This window comes from Arthrobacter sp. UC242_113, assembly GCF_044054585.1.
Classification (GTDB): Bacteria; Actinomycetota; Actinomycetes; order Actinomycetales; family Micrococcaceae; genus Arthrobacter.
The window spans coordinates 816,978-838,885 of record NZ_CP171968.1 but is presented as its reverse complement, the minus strand read 5'-3'; the positions used below and the strand labels follow the sequence as shown (position 1 = coordinate 838,885).

Genomic DNA, 21,908 nt, shown 5'->3' with positions numbered 1-21,908 from the left:
CTCATGCACCCATCTTCTGTGTAGCCGAATTCTGTTTGCCCGAGCTCTGTCTTCCCGAGCTCTGTCTTTCAGACGGGGCGCCGACGGGCATTTGCTTGCGGAAGGCGGCCCTGGCACGGTGCAGGCGGACCTTGGCGGCAGCCGTGCTGCACTGCAGGACGCCGGCGATCTCCGCCACGCTCAATTCGTCCCAGTAGGCCAACTGCAGGATGTCGCGCTCACTGTCGCGCAGCGCGGCCATGGCGTCATGGACCACCAGGTCCTCGGACTCCGCGCCGGAGCGGAGCTCTGCCGACGCCCGGAGCTTTGCCTGCAGCGCCACGCGGCGGTCGCGGCTCCGGTAGGCATTTCCAATCAGGTTCCGCGCCACGGTCAAAAGCCAGGCGATGTCCGAGCGCGGCTGGTCGTGCCATTTCTGCCATACGACGCGGAACACGTCGGCGGCGAGCTCTTCAGCGAGTTCCGGCGATTCCACCCGCCGCCGCACGTACCTGTAAACCCGCGGATAGCTATCCCTGTGAACGGCGATGAACGCCAGTTCGCGTTCCGAATCCACATCTCCCCCAAACCTAAAGAAGTAGTGTCCTGATCTGGCAGGCTAACCGTATAGTTTCCGCCAGGACATGGGCGGTTACACGGCCCGGAAAGAATATTCGGCGGACGCCACGGTCTCGTTGTCCCCGTTCAGGGTGATGACAGCATCGACGACGCTCCCGGCCAGAGCCAGGGGCAGCCAGTGCTCAGCATCCTGCCACATGCGCTCCAGCGGAAGGGCGGAAATCAGGAACCACTCCGGAATGATTTCGGAGCTCTCGACGGGCTCACCGGCCCACCGGCGGGTGGTGAACAGGCTGGTGGACATGTTCCAGTCAGGGCGGGCGGGAAAAATGAACTGCACTGTTCCCGCGTCCAACAGGTCCTCTTCGAGGACAACGACGCCGGCTTCCTCCAGCACCTCCCGGCACGCCGCCTGCGCATCGGTCTCGCCGGCCTCCACGTGGCCGCCGAGTCCAACAATTTTGCCAGTTCCGAAGCCGGTCCTCTTCAGGCCAAGGAGCACTTCAGGCCCAACCTCCGCGCGTTCCCGTAGCAGGAAGCAGAGGGTGACGGGCACGGAAGTCATGCAAACCAGCCTAGCGGTGCGGCGCTATCCGCACGTTGATGCAGGAGCCGGAATTATCCCAGGGCCCGGGGGTGCGCTGCCGCGTAGACCTCCCGCAGCGTGTCGGCGGTGACCAGGGTATACACCTGTGTGGTGGTCACCGAGGCATGGCCGAGCAGCTCCTGGACCACGCGGACGTCCGCTCCGCCTTCGAGCAGGTGGGTGGCGAAGGAGTGCCGCAGCGTGTGCGGGGACACATCCTTGGCGATCTGGGCCTTGTCCGCCGCGGCTTTAAGGATGGTCCAGGCGCTTTGCCGGCTGATGCGCCCGCCCCTCGCGTTGAGGAACAGCGCAGGGGTGCCCTTGCCCTTCCCCGCGAGCAGTGGGCGGCCCCGGACCAGGTAGGCGTCGAGGGCGCGGGCCGCGAATGAGCCGAGCGGGACGAGGCGTTCCTTGGAGCCCTTTCCGAACAGCCGTACGATGGCCGGGCCGGATTCGGCGGCGGCCACCGAGAGGTCGTCGACGTCCAGGCCCACGGCTTCGCTGATCCGGGCTCCGGTGGAATAAAGGAATTCGAGCAGCGCCCGGTCCCGGAGACCGGTTGCGGTGTCTGTGCCGGCGGCTTCCAGGATCTTCGTGACTTCGTCCACGGTGATGGCCTTGGGCAGCCGCTTGCCGGGCATCGGCGGGTGCACGTCGCTGGCAGGGTCCGCCGTCGTCGTCCCTTCAAGTGCCCAAAAGCGGTGCAGTCCCCGAACGGCCACCACGGTCCGCGCCGCGGACCGCACTCCCAGCGGGGTACCGCCGTCGGCGCCGTCAGAGAGGGCCTGGGCAAAGCCTGTCACGTGGTGGCGGGTGATGTCAGCCGGGCTGCTCAGGCCCTGGGCAGCGAGGTAGGTCGAGTACCGGGCGAGGTCACGGCGGTAGGCGGACAGAGTGTTTGCCGCCAGGCCCCGTTCGACGCCCATGTGCTGCAGGTAGTCGGTCACGCCGCGGTCAATCGCGGTGCGGGGCCGTTGTGGCGGGGCGGTTTCCGCGCCGTCTGCCAGGTTTGTGGCCGCCGCGGCGGATGAATCCTCCGGTGCCGCCGTGTCCGCGGCCATCAGCGCTGGCTGGGGTGGGCCGGCCAGGGGGCGTCGCCCGGCCGTAGTCCGCTGAAGCCGTCCGCCTTCGCTGCAGCGGCCGCGAGGATTCCGACGACGGCGGACGGGTTGTGCAGACGCCCCTCCAGCACGGCGGCCACGGCATCCTCCAGCGGGATCCAGTGCAGCTCGATTTCCGCTTCCTCGTCCGTGCGGACGTGGAGTTCGTGATGCGGGACCTCGGTGAGGCCGCGGGCCAGGTAGATGCGGATCGCCTCGCTGGAGGATCCGGGCGAATTGTAAAAGTCCACCAGGACATTCCAGTCACTGGCGATCAGGTCGGCTTCCTCGGCGAGCTCCCGTGCGGCGCCCACCACGAAGTCCTCCCCCTCGACGTCGAGCAGGCCGGCGGGAATCTCCCATAGGTCCATGCCCACGGGGTGGCGGTACTGCTTGATCAGGAGCACCTCGCCGTCGTCGTTCATGGGGAGCACAGCGACGGCCCCGGGGTGCTCGATGTAGTCGCGGACCAAGGGGTCACCCTCGGCGGTGAGCTTGAAGCTGTCGCTGACAACGTCCCAGATCCGGCCGTTGTAGACACGCTCCCGGGAGAGCAGACGGCGCGGGCTCGGCGCATCCGAAACCTGCCGGTCAGCAGGGGTGTCTTCAGAATTACCGGGCATCGCGCCGTCCTTACTCTATGGGTGCTGTGAAATTACTCTGCGGCGGCTTCGCCGGAGCCGGCCGCCGCGGGTTCGAAACCGCTCCCGGCGCTGCCGCTCTGGTGGTCCAGAGCCGCCTTCACCAAGCCGGCAAAGAGCGGGTGCGGGCGGGTGGGCCGCGAGCTCAGTTCCGGGTGCGCCTGGGTGGCCACGTAGTAGGGGTGAACCTCGCGGGGCAGTTCCACGTATTCCACCAGCTTGCCGTCCGGCGACGTGCCGGAGAACACCAGGCCCTCGGCAGCAATCTGCTCGCGGTACTTGTTGTTCACCTCGTACCGGTGGCGGTGGCGTTCGCTGACGGTGGTGGTGCCGTAGGTCTCGGCGATGACCGAGCCCTCGGCCAGCTTGGCCTCGTAGAGGCCCAGGCGCATGGTGCCGCCAAGGTCGCCGCGGCCCTCGACGAATTCCAGCTGCTCTTCCATCGTGGCGATGACCGGGTACTTGGAGTCCGGCTCGAACTCGCTGGAGGAGGCACCCTCCATTCCGACGACGTTGCGGGCGTACTCGATGACCATGCACTGCAGGCCAAGGCAGAGTCCCAGTACGGGCAGCCGGGACTCGCGTGCGAACTTCAGGGCGCCCAGCTTGCCTTCCAGTCCGCGGATGCCGAAGCCGCCGGGAACGCAGATGGCGTCAACACCCTCCAGGGATCGCACCGCACCTTCATGGGTTTCGCATTCGTCGGACGGCACCCAGCGGATCTTGACCTTGGCGTCGTTGGCGAAGCCGCCGGCGCGCAGGGCCTCCGTGACGGAGAGGTAGGCGTCCGGGAGGTCGATGTACTTGCCCACCAGGGCAACCTCGACCTCGTGCTTGGGGTTGTGGACAGCTTCGAGGAGCTTGTCCCAGCTGGTCCAGTCGACGTCCTTGAACGGCAGGTCCAGCGCCCGGACGATGTACGAATCCAGGCCCTGGGTGTGCAGGGTCTTGGGGATGTCGTAGATGCTGGGGGCGTCGGCGGCGTTGACCACGGCGTCGATGTCGACGTCGCACATGCGGCCGATCTTCTCGCGCATGGCCTCGGGAACCTCGCGGTCCGAGCGGATCACGATGGCTTCCGGCTGGATGCCGATGGAGCGGAGGGCGGCCACGGAGTGCTGCGTGGGCTTGGTCTTCAGCTCCTGCGAAGGACCGATGTACGGGACCAGGGAAACGTGGAGGAAGAAGACGTTGGTCCGGCCGACGTCCTGGCGGACCTGGCGGGCGGACTCGAGGAAGGGCTGCGACTCGATGTCGCCGACCGTGCCGCCGATCTCCGTGATGATGACGTCCGGCGCGTTCTTGCCCTCGGCGGGAAGCCGCATCCGGCGCTTGATCTCATCGGTGATGTGCGGGATGACCTGGACGGTGTCCCCGAGGTACTCGCCGCGGCGTTCCTTGGCGATGACGGTGGAGTAGACCTGGCCGGTGGTCACGTTGGCCGAGCCCTCGAGGTTTTCGTCGAGGAAGCGCTCGTAGTGTCCGATGTCGAGATCGGTTTCAGCACCGTCGTCTGTGACGAAAACCTCGCCGTGCTGGAAGGGGTTCATCGTGCCCGGATCCACATTCAGATAGGGATCGAGCTTCTGCATAGTTACAGACAAGCCGCGTGCCCGCAGAAGGTGGCCGAGGCTTGAGGCCGTCAGTCCCTTGCCTAGCGAGGACGCCACACCGCCGGTGACGAAGATGTGTTTGGTCGTCTTGGACGAGCCCGGGAACCGGGAATTTACACGGGAATTTGATCGCTGCACCACGGAATTCGAGCCTATCATCAATTGAGCCTTCCACGGATCGGGTATGCGTCCCCAAAGGCTTCAGTTTTCCCTGTCCGCGCGCTGCAAGCAATAGCAGAGCCCGCGGCAAGGGGTCCGCCTGGGGCCGCAGGGCCTTCGCCCGGCTCAGGCCTTCTGCGGCAGGAGCTTGGCGTCGTCCAGAAGCTCCTGGGCGTGCGCTTGGGCGGTTTCGGAGTCCTCCTGGCCTGCCAGCATCCGGGCCAGTTCCTTCACGCGTTCGGCCTCGTCGAGGAGCTGGACGTCGCTGGAGGTGAAGCCCTTGGCGGTGGACCCGTCGGAACCGCGAACCGAGGTTTTGGTCACACGGATGTGCTGATCGGCGAACGCCGCCACCTGCGGCAGGTGCGTCACCACCAGGACCTGGACATGGCGGGCCAGCATGGCCAGCCGCCGGCCGATCTCGACGGCGGCACGCCCGCCCACCCCGGCGTCGACCTCGTCGAAGACAAAAGTCGGCACGGGGTCCACGGCCGCCAGCACCACTTCGATGGCCAGCATGACCCTGGAAAGCTCGCCGCCGGACGCGCCCTTGCCCAGCGGCCGGGCCGGAGCGCCGGAATGCGGCTGCAGCAGGAAGGAGATCTCGTCCGCGCCGTAAGGTCCCAGCTGGGCGGCGGCCTCGATAGTGATCACCAGGGTGGCGTCAGCCATGGCGAGGGCCTTCAGCTCGGCGCTGACCCGCGCGGAAAGGTCCTTGGCGGCTTTGGCGCGGACCTTGCTGATGGCCGCGGCCTGTTTCTTCAGCTCGGCTGCGGCCCTGGCCACCTCGGCTTCCAGGTTTTCGATCCGCGTCGAGTCGCCCTGCAGTTCGTCAAAGCGGGCCCGGGCGGTCTCCGCCCATTCAAGGACCTCGTCGATGCTCGGCGCGTACTTCCGCACCAGCTTGGCCAGGGACGCCCGGCGCTCTTCGATTTCGGCCAAGCGCTCCGGGCCCTCCGAGTCCAGTCCGGCCTGGTAGCTGGCCAGCTCGGTGGCGATGTCGTTGAGCAGGAATCCCACCTCGGCCAGGCGGGCGGCCGCAGATCCGAGCTCCTCGTCGTGTTCGGCCACGTGTTCCAGGGTCCGCTTGGCCGCATCGACGAGCGACGTGGCGTCGCCGGCCTCGCCGAAGTCCTCGGCAATGAGGGCCTGGTGCGCGGTGGTGGCGGCGATCCGGAGTTCCTCGACGTTGGCCAGCTTGACGGCTTCGGCTTTGAGGGCCTCGTCCTCCCCCGGCTGCGGGTCCACGGCGTCGATCTCCGCAAGCGCGGCTTCCAGGGACTCGGCCTCGCGGAGCCGCTCGCGCTCGGCGCTGCGGAGTGAATCCAGCTCTGCCTGGCTGGATTTCCAGGAGGTGTAGAGGTTCTGGAATCCGCCGAGCGCCGACGCCAGCCCGTCCCCCGCGAACTTGTCGAGGGCTTCGCGCTGTGCCGCTGCGCCCTTGAGCCGGATCTGGTCCGTCTGTCCGTGCACCACCACGAGGGACTCGCCTATTTCGGCCAGCACGCCCACCGGGGCGGCCCGCCCGCCGAGGAAGGCCCTGCTGCGTCCGTCGGCACCCAGGCGGCGTGACAGCAGAAGTTCCGCGCCGCCGTCGAACTCCTCAATCTCAGCACCGGCGTCCCTGGCGCGTTCCAGGGCGAGGTGCCCCGATTCCAGGTGCACCACCGCTTCCGCAGAGGCGCTCTTGGCGCCGCTGCGCACGGCGCCGGCATCCGACCGGGCCCCCAGCAGCAGCCCGACGGCGGTGACCACCATGGTCTTGCCGGCACCGGTCTCGCCGGTGACAACGCTGAGCCCGGGGCCCAGCGGCAGCGTGGCGTCGGTGATGACGCCGAGATCGCGGATTCTCAGTTCTTCAAGCATGCTTCACTCTTCAGTCGGAGGATCGGATTCTGGACCGCGTTCGTACGGCCGGAGGGCCGAGGGCGGTGCCATGGTCCGGGGCGTGCGCACAATCGGTACCGGACCGGTATGGATTTCCTCGGACTGCGGTACGGGGCCGCGCCAACCATGGATGGGAAGCTGGAACTTGCGGACCAGCCGGCCCGAAAAAGGCGTCTGGTGCGTGCGGGCCAGGCGGACAGGCGTGGCCGACCTGGTGACCTCGACGCGGGCGCCGGGCGGCAGGTCCACGGAACGCCGGCCGTCACACCAGAGCACGCCCAGGGCATCCGTCCGGTTCAGTACTTCCACGGCCAGCCGGGACCGGGGCGAAACTACCAGCGGCTTGGCGAAGAGGGCGTGCGCGCTGATGGGCACAATCAGGAGGGCTTCCACTTCGGGCCACACAACAGGGCCGCCGGCCGAGAACGCGTACGCGGTGGATCCGGTGGGCGTCGCGAGCACCACGCCGTCGCAGCCGAAGGAGGTCAGCGGGCGCTCGTCCACCTCAGTGACCAGTTCCAGCATGCGCTCCCGGTCGCCTTTTTCGATGGCGGCCTCGTTCAGGGCCCAGGTGTGCCAAATCTTCTGGCCGCGGACCCAGACCTGGACGTCGATGGTCATGCGCTCCTCCACCGTGTAGTCACGGCTGGCGATCCATTCGACTGTCTGGGCGAGGTCCGCACGCTCGCTCTCGGCGAGGAAACCGACATGGCCGAGGTTCACGCCCAGGAGCGGTACATCGAATTCGCGGACCAGCTCGGCCGCCCGCAGTATGGTCCCGTCCCCGCCCAGGACCATGACCAGTTCGACGTCCGGAAGCTGGATATGGTCGTCGAGGATCTCGACCGGTTGGTCCATCGCGCCGAAGAAGCCCTCCATGTCGCCCAGCTCGGACTTCTGCATAACGGGGATGATGCCGAAGGCGTGGAGCTGGGCGCACGCTTCCCAGGCCGCCTTTAGGGATTCCTCGCGGCCGGTGTGGGCAAGTACCAGTACACGCCTGCTCATCGGCTTCCGCTCTCTAGTGATTCGGCCAGATCTTTCCCAGCAACGCAGCGACAGCTGCGTCCCGCTCTTCGATCTTAGGCAAGTCTTCGGACATTCTTTGCGTTATCCACAGGAAGTATTCGACATTTCCGTCCTGGCCAGGCAGCGGGCTGATGGCCAGCCCCCGCAGTTCCAAGCCGGCGTCGAGCGCCGCCCCCGCCACTTTACCGACAGCCAGCCGCCGTTCGCGCTCCGAGTTGACCACTCCCGTGCGGGCGAGCCGTTCCTTGCCGATCTCGAACTGCGGCTTGACCATGAGGATCAGGTCGCCGCCCGGCGCGGTGCATGCGGCCAGCGGCGCCAGCACCAGGGTCAGGGAGATGAAGGACAGGTCGGCAACCGTGATCTCTGCCGGGCCGCCAATCTGGCCGGCGTCCATGTAACGGACGTTCAGACCTTCGTGCACGCTCACGCGCGGATCGCTGCGGAGCTGCGGCACCAGCTGGCCGTGCCCGACGTCGACCGCCACCACGTGCGCGGCTCCCCGCCGCAGCAGGACGTCGGTGAAGCCACCGGTGGAGGCTCCGGCGTCAAGGCACCGTTTGCCGCCGACGGCGACTTCGGGGAAGGCGTCCAGCGCGCCGGCCAGTTTGTGGCCGGCCCTGCTGACGTAGGCGTCCGCCGCGTCTTCCGCGACGCTCAGGTCACGGTCGTCGCCCACCTGCAGCGACGCTTTGGAGAGGACGTCGCCGTCGGAGGACACCTTGCCTTCGGCGATGAGCCGGGCGGCGTGGGTGCGGGACCGGGCCAGTCCCCGGCTGACGAGCAGTTGGTCGAGTCTGGGCATGGTCAGGCGGCACCCGCACCAGGCTGCGGCTGTTCACGCGGCACGTCATACTGCGGCTCTTCGTGCTGTGGCTCTTTGTTCAGGGCTTCCAGCAGGGCGTCGTGCATGTCTGCGTACGCGGCCGGGTGCTCCGAAACCGGGAGTCCGGGAACGTCGCGGACCCGGTCCAGGATGGCCAGCACCGCTGTGTCGGCGATGCCGTCATCACCGCGGCCGGAGGGCAGTGCCAGCTCCGGCCAGGCGGTATCCGGCACAGCGGTCCCCTGAACTGCTGCGTCGTGAGCTGCGGTCTCGTGCACTGCGCCGTTCGACGCGTCGTTGTTCAACTCGGGCATGGCACCAGTCTATTGATCCAGCCACTCGAGTTCGGGAGCCGTGGGGCCGTCGGCGTCGGGCCGGGCCGCCCACCATGCGGCACACGCCGCGCGCCACGAATCCAGGTTGTCCTTGTGGCCGGTGATGCGGATGGCGTCTCCGGCCACGGTTGCGGTGGCGGTCCCGCAACGGAACGTCCCGCCGTCGTTGTCGAATTCCGGGTATGCCTCGTAGAGGCCGCTCAGGTCCCGGATGATGTAGCGGGGCCGCTCATCGGTCCGGGCCGCCAGCATGGTTTCCAGGGTGTCGACGCCGGTCAGCACGGCCACCGTGGCGAAGCCCGCCCGGTTGCCGCCCAGGATGTCGGTGTCCAGCCGGTCGCCGACCACCAGCGGCCGGTCCGACGATAGCCGCTTGGCCGCGGCGTGGAAGAGCGGAGCCTCCGGCTTGCCGGCGACGAGCGGCCGCCGGCCGGTTGCGGCGGCCACGGCGCCCACCAGGGTTCCGTTGCCGGGAGCCATCCCGCGGGCCTGCGGGATGGACATGTCGGTGTTCGTGGCAACCCAGAGCACGTCTGCGTCTGCCAGGACGAACGCTGCCTCGGCGAGGTCCTTCCAGCCGATCGCAGGGTTGAAGCCCTGCACCACGGCCACGGGATTGTCCTGCGCGCCGTGGACCGGCTTTAGGCCAACGAGCTCAACCTCGTGGGCCAGTGCCGGGCTTCCGGTTATGAGCACGGCAGCGCCCGGGGGCAGCAGCGACGCCAGCAGGTCGGCCCCGGCCTGGGACGAGCTCACCACCTGCTGGTCCTCGGCGGGGGCGCCAAGCTCGCGCAGGTGGGCGGCCACCTGCGCCGGCGTGCGGGAGGCGTTGTTGGTGACGTATCCCAGTCCGACACCGATCCCGGCCAGCCGCTGCAGCGACTCCACCGCTCCCGGGATGGCGTGGGCGCCAGCGTAGACCACGCCGTCCAGGTCGGACAGCAGCGCGTCGAACCGCGAAATCAGATGGGCATCACTCATGCCGGGCTAGTCCTCCGAGCCGTTGTGGCGCCGGTCAGCATCCTGCTGTTCGGTGTGCTCAGCTTCAAGGTCAGCGTTTTCCGCGTCCCCGGCTTCAGCATCCCCGGTTTCAGCCTCCTCGTCGGGCTCGACGGAATCCTCGTCGGACTCGGCGTCGTCGGATTCGAAGTAGTCCGCCTCCGCGTCGTCCAGGTTCCCTTCCGCTGCATCGGCTGAGGGACGCTGTGCTGCAGCTTCCTCCTCGGCGCTGATCCCGGGGGCCGCCTGCCTGTCGGAAGACTCGCTTCCGTCCTGCGCCGACGTGCCTGCGGCATGCGCAATCCGCTTCCGGCGTTCGGCTTCTTCCCGGGCTTCCTCTTCCTCGTCCCAGCCGAGGTCGATGATGTCGGGTTCCTCTGCCATGCCCTGGCCCAGTGCTTCCTCGGCAACCACGGCCTGCCGCTGCCACTTTCCGGCCTCGGTTTCGCGGCCAACGGCTGTCAGGGCATCGGCATAGGCGCGGAATAGGCGCGGGCTGTAGGAGAAGGCGCGGTTGAGGTCCAGCTGCGGAATCTCCAGCTCCGCCACGGCGGCATCCAGCTGGCCGAGGTCGCCGCGGGCACCGGAGGCGACAATTGCCAGCTCCACCTTCCCGGGGGCGTCGAGGTCCTGGGCCTCTTCGGAACGGACGACGTCCAGGGCGCGGTCAGGCCGGCCCAGGCCACGTTCGCAGTCCGCCATGACGGGCAGGTGGACGTTGGAACCGCTGATCCGCCGGTAGGTGCGGAACTCGCGCAGGGCCTCGCCGTAGTGTCCGGCGGCATAGGCTGTCAGGCCGACTGCCTCGCGGACGGCGGCAAGGCGTCCCCCGCGGCGGCTGGCGGCGAGGGCGTGCTGGAATGCCAGTTCGGGTTCGTCGTCGATGAGCCGTCCGGCCATCACGAGGTGGCGGGCCACCCACTCCGCGCTGTTGGCTTCCAGAGTCTTGATCTGGTGCTGTGTGGCGCGGTCAAGTTCCTTGCCCGTGACGTCCTCGTCGATTTCGGGCGAACGCTCACGGTCCGGACGGTTCGCGCTGCGAAGGTCGCGGGCGTTGGGGACGCGTACGGGGCGGTCCTCAGCCCTGTCGCGGCCAAACTGGCGGGGGCCGGAGTCGCCGCGGTCGAAGCTACGGGGGGCACGGTCCTCGCGGGGTGCACGGTCCTGGCGGTCGCCGAACGGGCGGCGGTTTTCTCCGCCGCCAAAGGTACGGCGGTCACCCTCGCCCTCACGGCGCGGACGGTCACCAAACGGCTTGCGGTCACGATCACCAAACGGCTTACGCTCCCCGCCACCAAAGCTACGACGGTCACCCTCGCCCTCACGGCGCGGACGGTCACCAAACGGCTTACGGTCCCCGCCACCAAAGCTACGACGGTCACCCTCGCCCTCACGGCGCGGACGGTCACCAAACGGCTTACGCTCCCCGCCACCAAAGCTACGACGGTCACCCTCGCCCTCACGGCGCGGACGGTCACCAAAGCTGCGGCGATCGCCGCCGCCCTCCCGCCGCGGACGGTCTCCAAAGGGCTTGCGGTCACGATCACCAAACGGCTTACGCTCCCCGCCACCAAAACCGCGGCGGTCACCCTCGCCCCCGCCTTCACGACGCTCGCCACCGCCAAAGCTGCGACGGTCACCCTCGCCCTCACGACGCGGACGGTCACCAAACGGCTTACGGTCACGATCACCAAACGGCTTACGCTCCCCGCCACCAAAGCTACGACGGTCACCCTCGCCCTCACGGCGCGGACGATCCGAGAACGGCTTACGCTCCCCGCCACCAAAACCGCGGCGGTCACCCTCGCCCTCACGGCGCGGACGATCCGAGAACGGCTTACGGTCAGGGTCGCCGCTGGAACCGCGGCCTTCACGGGCGCGGAAGCCCCGCGGATCCCCGCCGGAATTGTTGGTCCCCCTAAACGGGCCCCCCTGCCGGCCCCGGTTGCTTCCCGAGTCTCCCCGGTCGTTTCCGCCGCGGTAACCGCCGCCCTTGTGCTCAGCCATGGTGGATTCCTCCTGTAGTGAGCCGACCACTGGCGCGATGTGCAGCCGCTCTTGTCCGTGTTTGGTTGTCCTGCGCGACCCGTGGTGAAGCATCCGGTGTCCGCATATCTCTAGCAATTCTAGGTGAGAGCCGGTGCCAGCCACTAACGGCGAGGGCCTTCCACGGGCAGTCGTGTGCATCCTCACAGGAGTATGTGCCGCCGAATGGCCTGCCGGCCGATGGCTGGCTGGCCGCGGCGGCCATTCGCGTTTCGCAGTCCGGCAGAACGCGCCAACCCACAGGGAAAATCCAAGGAGGCGTGGCAAGACTGGCCCTCACAGCATCCGCCAAGGGGGAACCATGAAGAAATCACGGACGAAGCCGGTGGCCGCTGCTGCCATGATCCTGGGATGCGGGCTACTGGCTCTGTTCATTGCCTACTCGACCGAGGCCGGCAAGGAAGCAGCGCTCCTGGACCGGACCGGGGCAGCAGTCATCTGGGGGCTTCCTGTTGCCAAACTTTTTTTAATGTCGCCGCCGCCGGTACTGTCGGGCCACTCGCTTTGGCGTTGTTTGCCCTGCCGCCGAAGGGAAGAGCGTTCTCGAAAGCTCTGTCCCTTGCCGGTGTGTCTGCGGTGCTCTGGACCGCAGCCGCAGCCGCGATCAGCGTCCTCACCTTCCACTCGCTGGCAAACCTGCCGCTGTTTTCGGAAGGTTCCGGGGCAATATTTGTCAGTTTCCTGACGGACGTTGATGCTGGCCGGAGAGGTGCGCTGACAGTGCTGATCACGGCAACGGTGGCGCTCTTGTGTTTTGGCATCCAAGGACAGCGGGCTGTTGCCGTCACGGCTGTGCTGGCTTTCACGGGGCTGATACCACTGGCTCTGAACTCCCATGCCGCGGGCGGCGCGAACCACGCCGACAGCACCGTTTCGGTGGTCATGCACATGGCCGCCGCAGCCATCTGGATCGGCGGTCTGGCAACCCTGGTCCTGCTGCGCCGGACGCTCGGAACGGAGTTGCTGGACGCGGTCCGGCGTTACTCCACGTTGGCGCTGCTGTCCTTCCTTGCCCTGGCGCTCTCGGGTGTTGCGGCCGGGCTAACAGGCATCGGAACAGTTCAGGGGCTGGTTTCACAGTACGGCCTGATTCTCTTGGCCAAGACGGCCGTTTTGGGACTTTTGGGCCTCTTCGGGGCGCTGCACCGGAAGTGGATCCTCACGAAGCTGGAATCCATCCCGGGCAAGGCACGGGCCGCTTTCGCAACTCTGGCTGTGGCCGAGCTTGCCGTCATGGCGGCCGGATCGGGACTCGCAGCCGCCCTGGCACGCACTCCACCGCCAACGGTCTCGCAGGCCACACCGGCCCAGGTATCCCTGCGCGTTCCGGGTTTTGTGGATGTGTTCAGCAGCTGGAAGCCCGACGCCCTTTGGATCTTCCTCTGCGCAGTCGCGGTGTTCCTATATGCGGCCGGAGTGCGGCGCATCAGGAACCGTGGCGGGCACTGGCCTGCCTACAGGGCCGGCCTTTGGTTCACTGGAGTCGCGCTGCTGTTCCTGGTCACCGACGGAGGACTCCGCGTTTACCAGGAGTATTTGATCAGCGCGCACGTCGTGACCCAGATGCTTCTCATCGCCGTCGTTCCACTCCTGCTGGTTCCCGGCGCCCCGCTGACGTTGGCCAAGCTCGCCATTGCGCCCAGGCAGGACGGAACAATAGGCGGTGCAGAAGCTCTTACCGCGACATTGCGTCCGGTTCTTAATGCCACGTCTGCGCCCTACTTCGCAGCCGCCGGCCTGGCGGCCGTAATGGCAGCCCTGTATTACACGCCCTTGCTGGACTATTCGTCACGCACGCAGTTCGGGTATCAGGGCATGGCCCTGCTGGCATTGCTCTCCGGCTCCCTCTTCACTGCTTCCCTGACCCGGGCCGCCGACGGCCCAGGGCCGTCGCTGGCTTCGAGGCTGGTGACGATAGGTGCCGTGGCCGCGCTCTACGCGGTGCACGGCTGGGCCCTCGCCCAACAGGCAGACCAGCTTCCCGACTCGCGGCGGCAGGAATGGGTGGTCACCGCGGGCCAGCCCTGGGACCAGCCAGTTCTGGCGCTCGTGGAACCGGCGGGCATGGCCATGTGGATCATCGCCGCCGGCACGCTTCTTGTAGCAGCCGTGACTGTGCTGGTCCAGGCTCTCCGACACCGCGATGTGCTCGCCCGGAACCGTTCCGCTTCTGAGCGCACCCACGATCTTGTGATGTCCTCAGAATCCTGATCGGCCCGTCCCCAACCGGTGTTTCTTGAGTGGCTTCCACCCAAAGAAGGCCACTGCCACCCCTGCCGGCCTCAAGGTTTCCGCAGGGTAGGTATTAGACCCTTCAAGTAAATCAATTGGACTTTCTAACGACCTCGGAGGTAGTCGTGTCAGTTACACGCCGTCAGGCACTGCAAATAGGTGGAGTGGGAATCATCGGCGCTTTTGGCCTAGCCGTCCCGTTGACGTCGGTCAGCGCCAAGTCGGCAAGCCAGCTGGCATCGCGCAACATGCCGAAGCCCTATCAGAGGGCACTTCCCATTCCGGAGGTACTCAAGCCCAAGAGCACTGTGGTGGACGCCGACGGCCAGACGAGGCACCTGTACCAGATCCAGCAGAAGGCAGCTATGGCCAACATCGTGCCTGGCCTCAGCACTCCCATCCTCGGCTACAACGGAACATTTCCAGGGCCGACCATCAAGGTGAACCAGGGCGAACGCATCACCCTGGAAATGGACAACGTGCTGCCCCTGTTCCATCCGCAGTGGGGGTATCGGCTTGACACCTCCACCCACCTGCACGGGTCAGCGTCACTGCCGCAGTTCGACGGCTACGCAAACGACCTCACGGGCCGGGACTACTGCAAGGATTATGAATACCCCAACTTCCAGCCGGCACGGACCCTGTGGTACCACGACCACGCGGTTCACAACACGGGCCAAAGCGTCTACTCCGGGTTGGCCGCCCAGTATCACCTGCATGACGAGGTGGAAGGCAACATTCTTCCGCAGGGTGACTTCGATGTACCGCTGACGGTTTCTGACGCCATGTTCGCCGCCAACGGCTCCCTCGGCTACAACGACAACACGCACTCGGGCCTGTGGGGCGACGTCATTCTCGTCAACGGTGCGCCGTGGCCCGTGATGAAGGTCCAGCGAAGGATCTACCGCTTCCGTATTCTCAACGCATCCATTGCGCGTTCCTACCGCTTCTCCCTGAGCACGGGAGACGCCATGACCATCGTCGCAACAGACGGAGGCCTGATGCCCGCCGCCCAGCAGGTGACGTCCTGGCGGCACGGCGGCGCCGAGCGTTACGAGGTTCTCATCGACTTTTCGAAGTATCCCGTCGGCAAGCGGGTGGAGCTGCGCAACCTGTCCAACAAAAATAATGTGGACTACGACTTCACCAACAGGATCATGGCCTTCGATGTAACGAACGAACCTATCGATACATCCGGGCCCGGCGCCAGGGTGCTGCCGACGCTCCTCGCCCCGAGCACGACCATGAGCCTCAAAGCCTCAGAGTCCGTCAAGACCCGGCGCATGCGGGTGAAGCGGGACAACGACGTCTGGACGATCGGCGGCATGACCTGGGACGAAGTGGTCCAGAGCGGCTACAGGAAGGTCCTCGCCGATCCTGACCTGAACGATGTGGAGATCTGGGAGATAGAAAACAGTTCGGGTGGTTGGTTCCATCCTGTTCATATTCACCTGGTGGATTTCCAGGTCCTGAGCCGCAACGGACAGCCACCGATGGCCCACGAACGCGGGCCCAAGGACGTGGTCTACGTGGGCGAAGGCGAGACGGTCCGGCTGCTGATGAAATTCGAGCATCATCGTGGGCGCTACATGATCCACTGCCACAACCTGCCTCACGAGGACCATGACATGATGGCCCAGTTCAGCGTAGGCCTCGACACGAACGACGTAGACCCCAACCATCCAGTCGAAGCGGTCCGGCCGCATCCGATCGGCCAGACGGCACCGGCACAAGGCACGGCAGAGGTGCAGCCACCGCAAACCAGCACCCAACCGACGGAGGTGGCTGCTCCCGTCACGACCACCCCGGCTACGGCGCCGGTAGCACCCCGGCCGGCACCTGCCCCTGTCCCGGTACCGGCTGCGGTTCCTGCGGGACAGAAGGACGTCGTGACCTTCACCTCTTCACGGCACCGCCTGAGGAAGGACATGACCTTCAGCGGAACTTCCAAGTACGCCGGATCGACGGCGGCAACCTCGGCTACCGTCGTGCTGTACGACGTGACGCCGGGCCGCGCCTCCACCCGGTTGGGTACGGTAAAGGCCAACTCTCTGGGAGCCTGGACGTTCACGGCCAAGCCCGGGCCAACCCAGCAGGTCAAAGCGGTCAAGGCCCAATCGAGCCTCGGCGGGGCTGCGACTACGAGCGTAAGGACCAGCTGAATCCGAGAAGCGGGTTAAATGCGGGAGAGCCCCAACCAGTGAACTGGTTGGGGCTCTCGACCGTTTTAATGGTTGTCCGGCGGTGACCTACTCTCCCACACCCTCCCGGGTGCAGTACCATCGGCGCTGTGGGTCTTAGCTTCCGGGTTCGGAATGGGACCGGGCGTTTCCCCCACGCTATGACCGCCGTAACCCTGTGTCCCGTCCGCCGGGGTGTGCCCGGGGAGGGGAAAACTGTGGTGTTACAACTGTGGTGTTGTATTTAGTTGTGTTGGTTCCTGAACCGTCAAACCCGGCGGGTTTGTTGGTTGGGAACCACATAGTGGACGCAAGCAGTCTTGTTTTCTTTTTACCGCCCCCTTGGGTGCAAACGCTTTTGAATCCGTTTGCGGGGGTGGTGTGTGGTGTAAGTTATCGGCCTATTAGTACCGGTCAGCTTCACGAGTCGTTAGTCCTCGCTTCCACATCCGGCCTATCAACCCAGTGGTCTGGCTGGGGGCCTCTCACACACAAGGTGTATGGAAATCTCATCTCGAAGCGAGCTTCCCGCTTAGATGCTTTCAGCGGTTATCCCATCCGAACGTAGCTAATCAGCGGTGCACTTGGCAGTACAACTGACACACCAGAGGTTCGTCCGTCCCGGTCCTCTCGTACTAAGGACAGCCCTTCTCAAATTTCCTGCGCGCGCAGCGGATAGGGACCGAACTGTCTCACGACGTTCTAAACCCAGCTCGCGTACCGCTTTAATGGGCGAACAGCCCAACCCTTGGGACCTACTCCAGCCCCAGGATGCGACGAGCCGACATCGAGGTGCCAAACCATGCCGTCGATATGGACTCTTGGGCAAGATCAGCCTGTTATCCCCGAGGTACCTTTTATCCGTTGAGCGACGGCCATTCCACAATGTACCGCCGGATCACTAGTCCCGACTTTCGTCCCTGCTCGAGATGTCTCTCTCACAGTCAAGCTCCCTTGTGCACTTACACTCGACACCTGATTGCCAACCAGGCTGAGGGAACCTTTGGGCGCCTCCGTTACTTTTTAGGAGGCAACCGCCCCAGTTAAACTACCCATCAGGCACTGTCCCTGACCCGGATTACGGGCCGAAGTTAGATGTCCAAAGTGACCAGAGTGGTATTTCAACGATGACTCCACCCGAACTGGCGTCCGGGCTTCAACGTCTCCCACCTATCCTACACAAGCCACTCCGAACACCAATACCAAACTATAGTAAAGGTCTCGGGGTCTTTCCGTCCTGCTGCGCGTAACGAGCATCTTTACTCGTACTGCAATTTCGCCGAGTTTATGGTTGAGACAGCGGGGAAGTCGTTACTCCATTCGTGCAGGTCGGAACTTACCCGACAAGGAATTTCGCTACCTTAGGATGGTTATAGTTACCACCGCCGTTTACTGGGGCTTAAATTCTCAGCTTCGCCTTGCGGCTAACCGGTCCTCTTAACCTTCCAGCACCGGGCAGGAGTCAGTCCGTATACATCGTCTTGCGACTTCGCACGGACCTGTGTTTTTAGTAAACAGTCGCTTCCCCCTGGTCTCTGCGGCCCCGATCCCCTCCCACCAGCAAGTGGTGTTCAAGGTTGGGGCCCCCCTTCTCCCGAAGTTACGGGGGCATTTTGCCGAGTTCCTAACCATAATTCTCTCGATCGCCTTAGTATTCTCTACCTGATCACCTGTGTCGGTTTGGGGTACGGGCGGCTAAAACCTCGCGCCGATGCTTTTCTAGGCAGCATAGGATCACCGAATCCCCCCTTTACGGGAGTCCCGTCAGATCTCAGGCACATGAACAGCGGATTTGCCTACCGTTCGCCCTACATCCTTGGACCGGGACAACCATCGCCCGGCTCGGCTACCTTCCTGCGTCACACCTGTTAATACGCTTGCCTCCCAGGATCAGGTCCCGCGCTCCACCAAAACCCTTCACCCACAAGGGGTGTCGGGCAGGTCTCGGGCGGTTAGTATCCCCTGTTCAACATGGGCGGTTTTTCGCCGGTACGGGAATATCAACCCGTTGTCCATCGACTACGCCTGTCGGCCTCGCCTTAGGTCCCGACTTACCCAGGGCAGATTAGCTTGACCCTGGAACCCTTGATCATCCGGCGGACGGGTTTCTCACCCGTCTTTCGCTACTCATGCCTGCATTCTCACTCGTGTAGGCTCCACCGCTGGTTTACACCGCGACTTCACCGCCCACACGACGCTCCCCTACCCATCCACACTCCTGAACCACGAAGGCTTGGAAAACATGTGAATGCCACAACTTCGGCGGTGTACTTGAGCCCCGCTACATTGTCGGCGCGGAATCACTTGACCAGTGAGCTATTACGCACTCTTTAAGGATGGCTGCTTCTAAGCCAACCTCCTGGTTGTCTTCGCAACTCCACATCCTTTCCCACTTAGCACACGCTTAGGGGCCTTAGTTGGTGGTCTGGGCTGTTTCCCTCTCGACTATGAAGCTTATCCCCCACAGTCTCACTGCTGCGCTCTCACTTACCGGCATTCGGAGTTTGGCTGACGTCAGTAACCTTGTAGGGCCCATTAGCCATCCAGTAGCTCTACCTCCGGTAAGAAACACGCAACGCTGCACCTAAATGCATTTCGGGGAGAACCAGCTATCACGAAGTTTGATTGGCCTTTCACCCCTACCCACAGCTCATCCCCTCCATTTTCAACTGAAGTGGGTTCGGTCCTCCACGACGTCTTACCGTCGCTTCAACCTGGCCATGGGTAGATCACTTCGCTTCGGGTCTAGATCACGCCACTGCAACGCCCTGTTCAGACTCGCTTTCGCTACGGCTTCCCCACACGGGTTAACCTCGCGACGTAACACTAACTCGCAGGCTCATTCTTCAAAAGGCACGCCGTCACAACTACAAGGCTGCTCCGACGGATTGTAAGCACACGGTTTCAGGTACTGTTTCACTCCCCTCCCGGGGTACTTTTCACCTTTCCCTCACGGTACTGGTCCGCTATCGGTCATTAGGGAGTATTTAGGCTTATCAGGTGGTCCTGACAGATTCACACGGGATTTCTCGGGCCCCGTGCTACTTGGGATACTCATCAAAGGCGGTGCACAGCATTACGGTTACGGGGCTCACACCCTCTACGGCCGGCCTTTCAAGACCGTTCACCTATACCAGCACTCACACCTCCCCGGTCCGGCAGAACCAGGACAACAAGTCCCACAACCCCGCCCATGCAACGCCCGCCGGCTATCACACATGGGTCGGTTTAGCCTGATCCGCGTTCGCTCGCCACTACTAACGGAATCACTGTTGTTTTCTCTTCCTGCGGGTACTGAGATGTTTCACTTCCCCGCGTTCCCTCCACGCACCCTATGTGTTCAGATGCGGGTCACCAGATCACTCGCGCGTCTGGCGGGGTTTCCCCATTCGGACACCCTGGGATCACAGTCCGGTTATCGACTCCCCCAGGCTTATCGCAGATTCCTACGTCCTTCTTCGGCTCCTAATGCCAAGGCATCCACCGTGTGCTCTTAAAAACTTGACCACAAAAGATCAAGGAGTAATTTTCGAGAGAACCACAGAAACCAACCACACCCAACAACCACACCCCGAAGAGTGCCATCATCACGCGCAGCCAGATCCAGGTTCATATTCTTGGAAATTGCTTCTTATAAAAGATGCTCGCGTCCACTATGTAGTTCTCAAACAACAACCCCGTACCACACACCCCACACACACCCCCCAAAAGAGGCAACCGTGCGATCGGTGCAGCCAGGAAACCAGAAACAAACATCCCGGGAAAGAACCAAACCCTCCCGGTCCTGTTGCCTCAGGACCCAACAGTGTGCCAAACACTACCCAACAACCACGAACCACCCGCGTTCCAGGACCAGCCCCCAAAGAGGAACCACTCCGTACTAACCAACGGCCCGTGCCACCAGGCACCTATTTGCTGATATTCCACCCATGAGCACCCGCCGCAGAACGATCGCCTGCGCAACGGGCCTTTACTCCTGACAAACCACACACCCCGCATACACGGAAAGCGTGGGCCTGTAGGTGCTCCTTAGAAAGGAGGTGATCCAGCCGCACCTTCCGGTACGGCTACCTTGTTACGACTTAGTCCCAATCGCCAGTCCCACCTTCGACGGCTCCCTCCCACAAGGGGTTAGGCCACCGGCTTCGGGTGTTACCAACTTTCGTGACTTGACGGGCGGTGTGTACAAGGCCCGGGAACGTATTCACCGCAGCGTTGCTGATCTGCGATTACTAGCGACTCCGACTTCATGGGGTCGAGTTGCAGACCCCAATCCGAACTGAGACCGGCTTTTTGGGATCAGCTCCACCTCACAGTATCGCAACCCTTTGTACCGGCCATTGTAGCATGCGTGAAGCCCAAGACATAAGGGGCATGATGATTTGACGTCGTCCCCACCTTCCTCCGAGTTGACCCCGGCAGTCTCCCATGAGTCCCCACCACTACGTGCTGGCAACATGGAACGAGGGTTGCGCTCGTTGCGGGACTTAACCCAACATCTCACGACACGAGCTGACGACAACCATGCACCACCTGTGAACCGGCCCCAAAGGAGAAACCACATTTCTGCGGCGATCCGGTCCATGTCAAGCCTTGGTAAGGTTCTTCGCGTTGCATCGAATTAATCCGCATGCTCCGCCGCTTGTGCGGGCCCCCGTCAATTCCTTTGAGTTTTAGCCTTGCGGCCGTACTCCCCAGGCGGGGCACTTAATGCGTTAGCTACGGCGCGGAAAACGTGGAATGTCCCCCACACCTAGTGCCCAACGTTTACGGCATGGACTACCAGGGTATCTAATCCTGTTCGCTCCCCATGCTTTCGCTCCTCAGCGTCAGTTAATGCCCAGAGACCTGCCTTCGCCATCGGTGTTCCTCCTGATATCTGCGCATTTCACCGCTACACCAGGAATTCCAGTCTCCCCTACATCACTCTAGTCTGCCCGTACCCACCGCAGATCCGGAGTTGAGCCCCGGACTTTCACGGCAGACGCGACAAACCGCCTACGAGCTCTTTACGCCCAATAATTCCGGATAACGCTTGCGCCCTACGTATTACCGCGGCTGCTGGCACGTAGTTAGCCGGCGCTTCTTCTGCAGGTACCGTCACTTTCGCTTCTTCCCTACTGAAAGAGGTTTACAACCCGAAGGCCGTCATCCCTCACGCGGCGTCGCTGCATCAGGCTTTCGCCCATTGTGCAATATTCCCCACTGCTGCCTCCCGTAGGAGTCTGGGCCGTGTCTCAGTCCCAGTGTGGCCGGTCACCCTCTCAGGCCGGCTACCCGTCGTCGCCTTGGTGAGCCATTACCTCACCAACAAGCTGATAGGCCGCGAGTCCATCCAAAACCGCAAAAGCTTTCCACCCCCCACCATGCGATGAGGAGTCATATCCGGTATTAGACCCAGTTTCCCAGGCTTATCCCAGAGTCAAGGGCAGGTTACTCACGTGTTACTCACCCGTTCGCCACTAATCCCCGGTGCAAGCACCGGATCATCGTTCGACTTGCATGTGTTAAGCACGCCGCCAGCGTTCATCCTGAGCCAGGATCAAACTCTCCGTTGAAAACAAACAGACACAACCGGAAACCACGGAAATAACGCGGAAACCAGCTGCACAAAATTTGAAACCAGCCAAAAACACCAGACCACACCACGGAGGCGGATAGGCCCGGCAAATTCAACCAATTTAATAAAAAATCGGTATCAACAAACTTGGCACACT

Annotated in this window: 14 protein-coding genes and 3 rRNA genes; 3 read left to right on the top strand and 14 right to left on the bottom strand. The window is 63.9% G+C overall.

Annotated features, from left to right (window positions below; translation table 11 throughout):
- Position 1: 1 nt before the first annotated feature.
- The 11 genes from ACHMXB_RS03780 to ACHMXB_RS03730 form a co-directional block, all read right to left on the bottom strand.
- Complete coding sequence (locus tag ACHMXB_RS03780) at positions 2-556, bottom strand: RNA polymerase sigma factor (protein ID WP_395402900.1); 555 nt, start codon at positions 554-556, stop codon at positions 2-4.
- A 75-nt stretch (positions 557-631) separates the two neighbouring features.
- Entirely contained in the window at positions 632-1,123 is a 492-nt protein-coding gene (locus tag ACHMXB_RS03775) for an 8-oxo-dGTP diphosphatase (protein ID WP_395402898.1), read from the bottom strand.
- A 53-nt stretch (positions 1,124-1,176) separates the two neighbouring features.
- On the bottom strand, positions 1,177-2,205 hold the full coding sequence (xerD, locus tag ACHMXB_RS03770) for a site-specific tyrosine recombinase XerD (protein ID WP_395402896.1): 1,029 nt from the start codon (positions 2,203-2,205) through the stop codon (positions 1,177-1,179).
- A complete protein-coding gene (locus tag ACHMXB_RS03765; protein ID WP_111902407.1) occupies positions 2,205-2,867 on the bottom strand; it encodes an NUDIX hydrolase in 663 nt (220 codons plus the stop codon). The genes xerD and ACHMXB_RS03765 overlap by 1 nt, the downstream gene beginning before the upstream one ends.
- A 32-nt stretch (positions 2,868-2,899) precedes the next feature.
- Complete coding sequence (locus ACHMXB_RS03760) at positions 2,900-4,657, bottom strand: CTP synthase (protein ID WP_395402894.1); 1,758 nt, start codon at positions 4,655-4,657, stop codon at positions 2,900-2,902.
- 126 nt (positions 4,658-4,783) lie between these two features.
- Positions 4,784-6,523 carry a DNA repair protein RecN gene (gene recN, locus ACHMXB_RS03755; protein WP_395402892.1) on the bottom strand — a complete coding sequence of 580 codons (1,740 nt, stop codon included), beginning with the start codon at positions 6,521-6,523 and terminating at the stop codon, positions 4,784-4,786.
- A gap of 3 nt (positions 6,524-6,526) precedes the next feature.
- Complete coding sequence (locus ACHMXB_RS03750; RefSeq protein WP_395402890.1) at positions 6,527-7,552, bottom strand: NAD kinase; 1,026 nt, start codon at positions 7,550-7,552, stop codon at positions 6,527-6,529.
- Between the two features lie 13 nt (positions 7,553-7,565).
- Positions 7,566-8,378, bottom strand: a complete 813-nt coding sequence (locus ACHMXB_RS03745; RefSeq protein WP_395402888.1) for a TlyA family RNA methyltransferase — start codon at positions 8,376-8,378, stop codon at positions 7,566-7,568.
- 2 nt (positions 8,379-8,380) lie between these two features.
- Complete coding sequence (locus tag ACHMXB_RS03740) at positions 8,381-8,713, bottom strand: hypothetical protein (RefSeq protein WP_395402886.1); 333 nt, start codon at positions 8,711-8,713, stop codon at positions 8,381-8,383.
- Positions 8,714-8,722: 9 nt separating this feature from the next.
- Positions 8,723-9,715, bottom strand: a complete 993-nt coding sequence (locus ACHMXB_RS03735; protein ID WP_395402884.1) for an HAD-IIA family hydrolase — start codon at positions 9,713-9,715, stop codon at positions 8,723-8,725.
- A gap of 6 nt (positions 9,716-9,721) precedes the next feature.
- Complete coding sequence (locus ACHMXB_RS03730) at positions 9,722-10,651, bottom strand: hypothetical protein (RefSeq protein ID WP_395402882.1); 930 nt, start codon at positions 10,649-10,651, stop codon at positions 9,722-9,724.
- A 36-nt stretch (positions 10,652-10,687) separates the two neighbouring features.
- Here ACHMXB_RS03730 and ACHMXB_RS03725 point away from each other — a divergent pair, with 36 nt between their 5' ends.
- The 3 genes from ACHMXB_RS03725 to ACHMXB_RS03715 all read left to right on the top strand — a co-directional run bounded on the left by ACHMXB_RS03725 (position 10,688) and on the right by ACHMXB_RS03715 (position 16,173).
- Positions 10,688-11,758 (top strand): hypothetical protein, encoded by a 1,071-nt coding sequence (locus ACHMXB_RS03725; protein ID WP_395402880.1) that lies wholly within the window; start codon positions 10,688-10,690, stop codon positions 11,756-11,758.
- 588 nt (positions 11,759-12,346) lie between these two features.
- Entirely contained in the window at positions 12,347-13,990 is a 1,644-nt protein-coding gene (locus ACHMXB_RS03720) for a cytochrome c oxidase assembly protein (RefSeq protein ID WP_395402878.1), read from the top strand.
- 146 nt (positions 13,991-14,136) lie between these two features.
- Positions 14,137-16,173 carry a multicopper oxidase family protein gene (locus tag ACHMXB_RS03715; protein ID WP_395402876.1) on the top strand — a complete coding sequence of 679 codons (2,037 nt, stop codon included), beginning with the start codon at positions 14,137-14,139 and terminating at the stop codon, positions 16,171-16,173.
- Positions 16,174-16,247: 74 nt separating this feature from the next.
- Here the strand turns inward: ACHMXB_RS03715 and rrf are convergent.
- The 3 genes from rrf to ACHMXB_RS03700 all read right to left on the bottom strand — a co-directional run bounded on the left by rrf (position 16,248) and on the right by ACHMXB_RS03700 (position 21,749).
- A 5S ribosomal RNA gene (rrf, locus tag ACHMXB_RS03710) occupies positions 16,248-16,364 on the bottom strand.
- A 210-nt stretch (positions 16,365-16,574) separates the two neighbouring features.
- A 23S ribosomal RNA gene (locus tag ACHMXB_RS03705) occupies positions 16,575-19,698 on the bottom strand.
- A 526-nt stretch (positions 19,699-20,224) separates the two neighbouring features.
- Positions 20,225-21,749 (bottom strand): 16S ribosomal RNA (locus tag ACHMXB_RS03700).
- Together the 16S, 23S and 5S rRNA genes form the textbook arrangement of a ribosomal RNA operon.
- Between the last annotated feature and the right edge of the window lie 159 nt (positions 21,750-21,908).

Bases quoted from the DNA above. Each gene is read 5' to 3' on its own strand.
- ACHMXB_RS03775 (WP_395402898.1), bottom strand. From the start codon at position 1,123: ATGACTTCCGTGCCCGTCACCCTCTGCTTCCTGCTACGGGAACGCGCG.
- xerD (WP_395402896.1), bottom strand. From the start codon at position 2,205: ATGGCCGCGGACACGGCGGCACCGGAGGATTCATCCGCCGCGGCGGCC.
- ACHMXB_RS03765 (WP_111902407.1), bottom strand. From the start codon at position 2,867: ATGCCCGGTAATTCTGAAGACACCCCTGCTGACCGGCAGGTTTCGGAT.
- ACHMXB_RS03760 (WP_395402894.1), bottom strand. From the start codon at position 4,657: ATGATAGGCTCGAATTCCGTGGTGCAGCGATCAAATTCCCGTGTAAAT.
- recN (WP_395402892.1), bottom strand. From the start codon at position 6,523: ATGCTTGAAGAACTGAGAATCCGCGATCTCGGCGTCATCACCGACGCC.
- ACHMXB_RS03750 (WP_395402890.1), bottom strand. From the start codon at position 7,552: ATGAGCAGGCGTGTACTGGTACTTGCCCACACCGGCCGCGAGGAATCC.
- ACHMXB_RS03745 (WP_395402888.1), bottom strand. From the start codon at position 8,378: ATGCCCAGACTCGACCAACTGCTCGTCAGCCGGGGACTGGCCCGGTCC.
- ACHMXB_RS03740 (WP_395402886.1), bottom strand. From the start codon at position 8,713: ATGCCCGAGTTGAACAACGACGCGTCGAACGGCGCAGTGCACGAGACC.
- ACHMXB_RS03735 (WP_395402884.1), bottom strand. From the start codon at position 9,715: ATGAGTGATGCCCATCTGATTTCGCGGTTCGACGCGCTGCTGTCCGAC.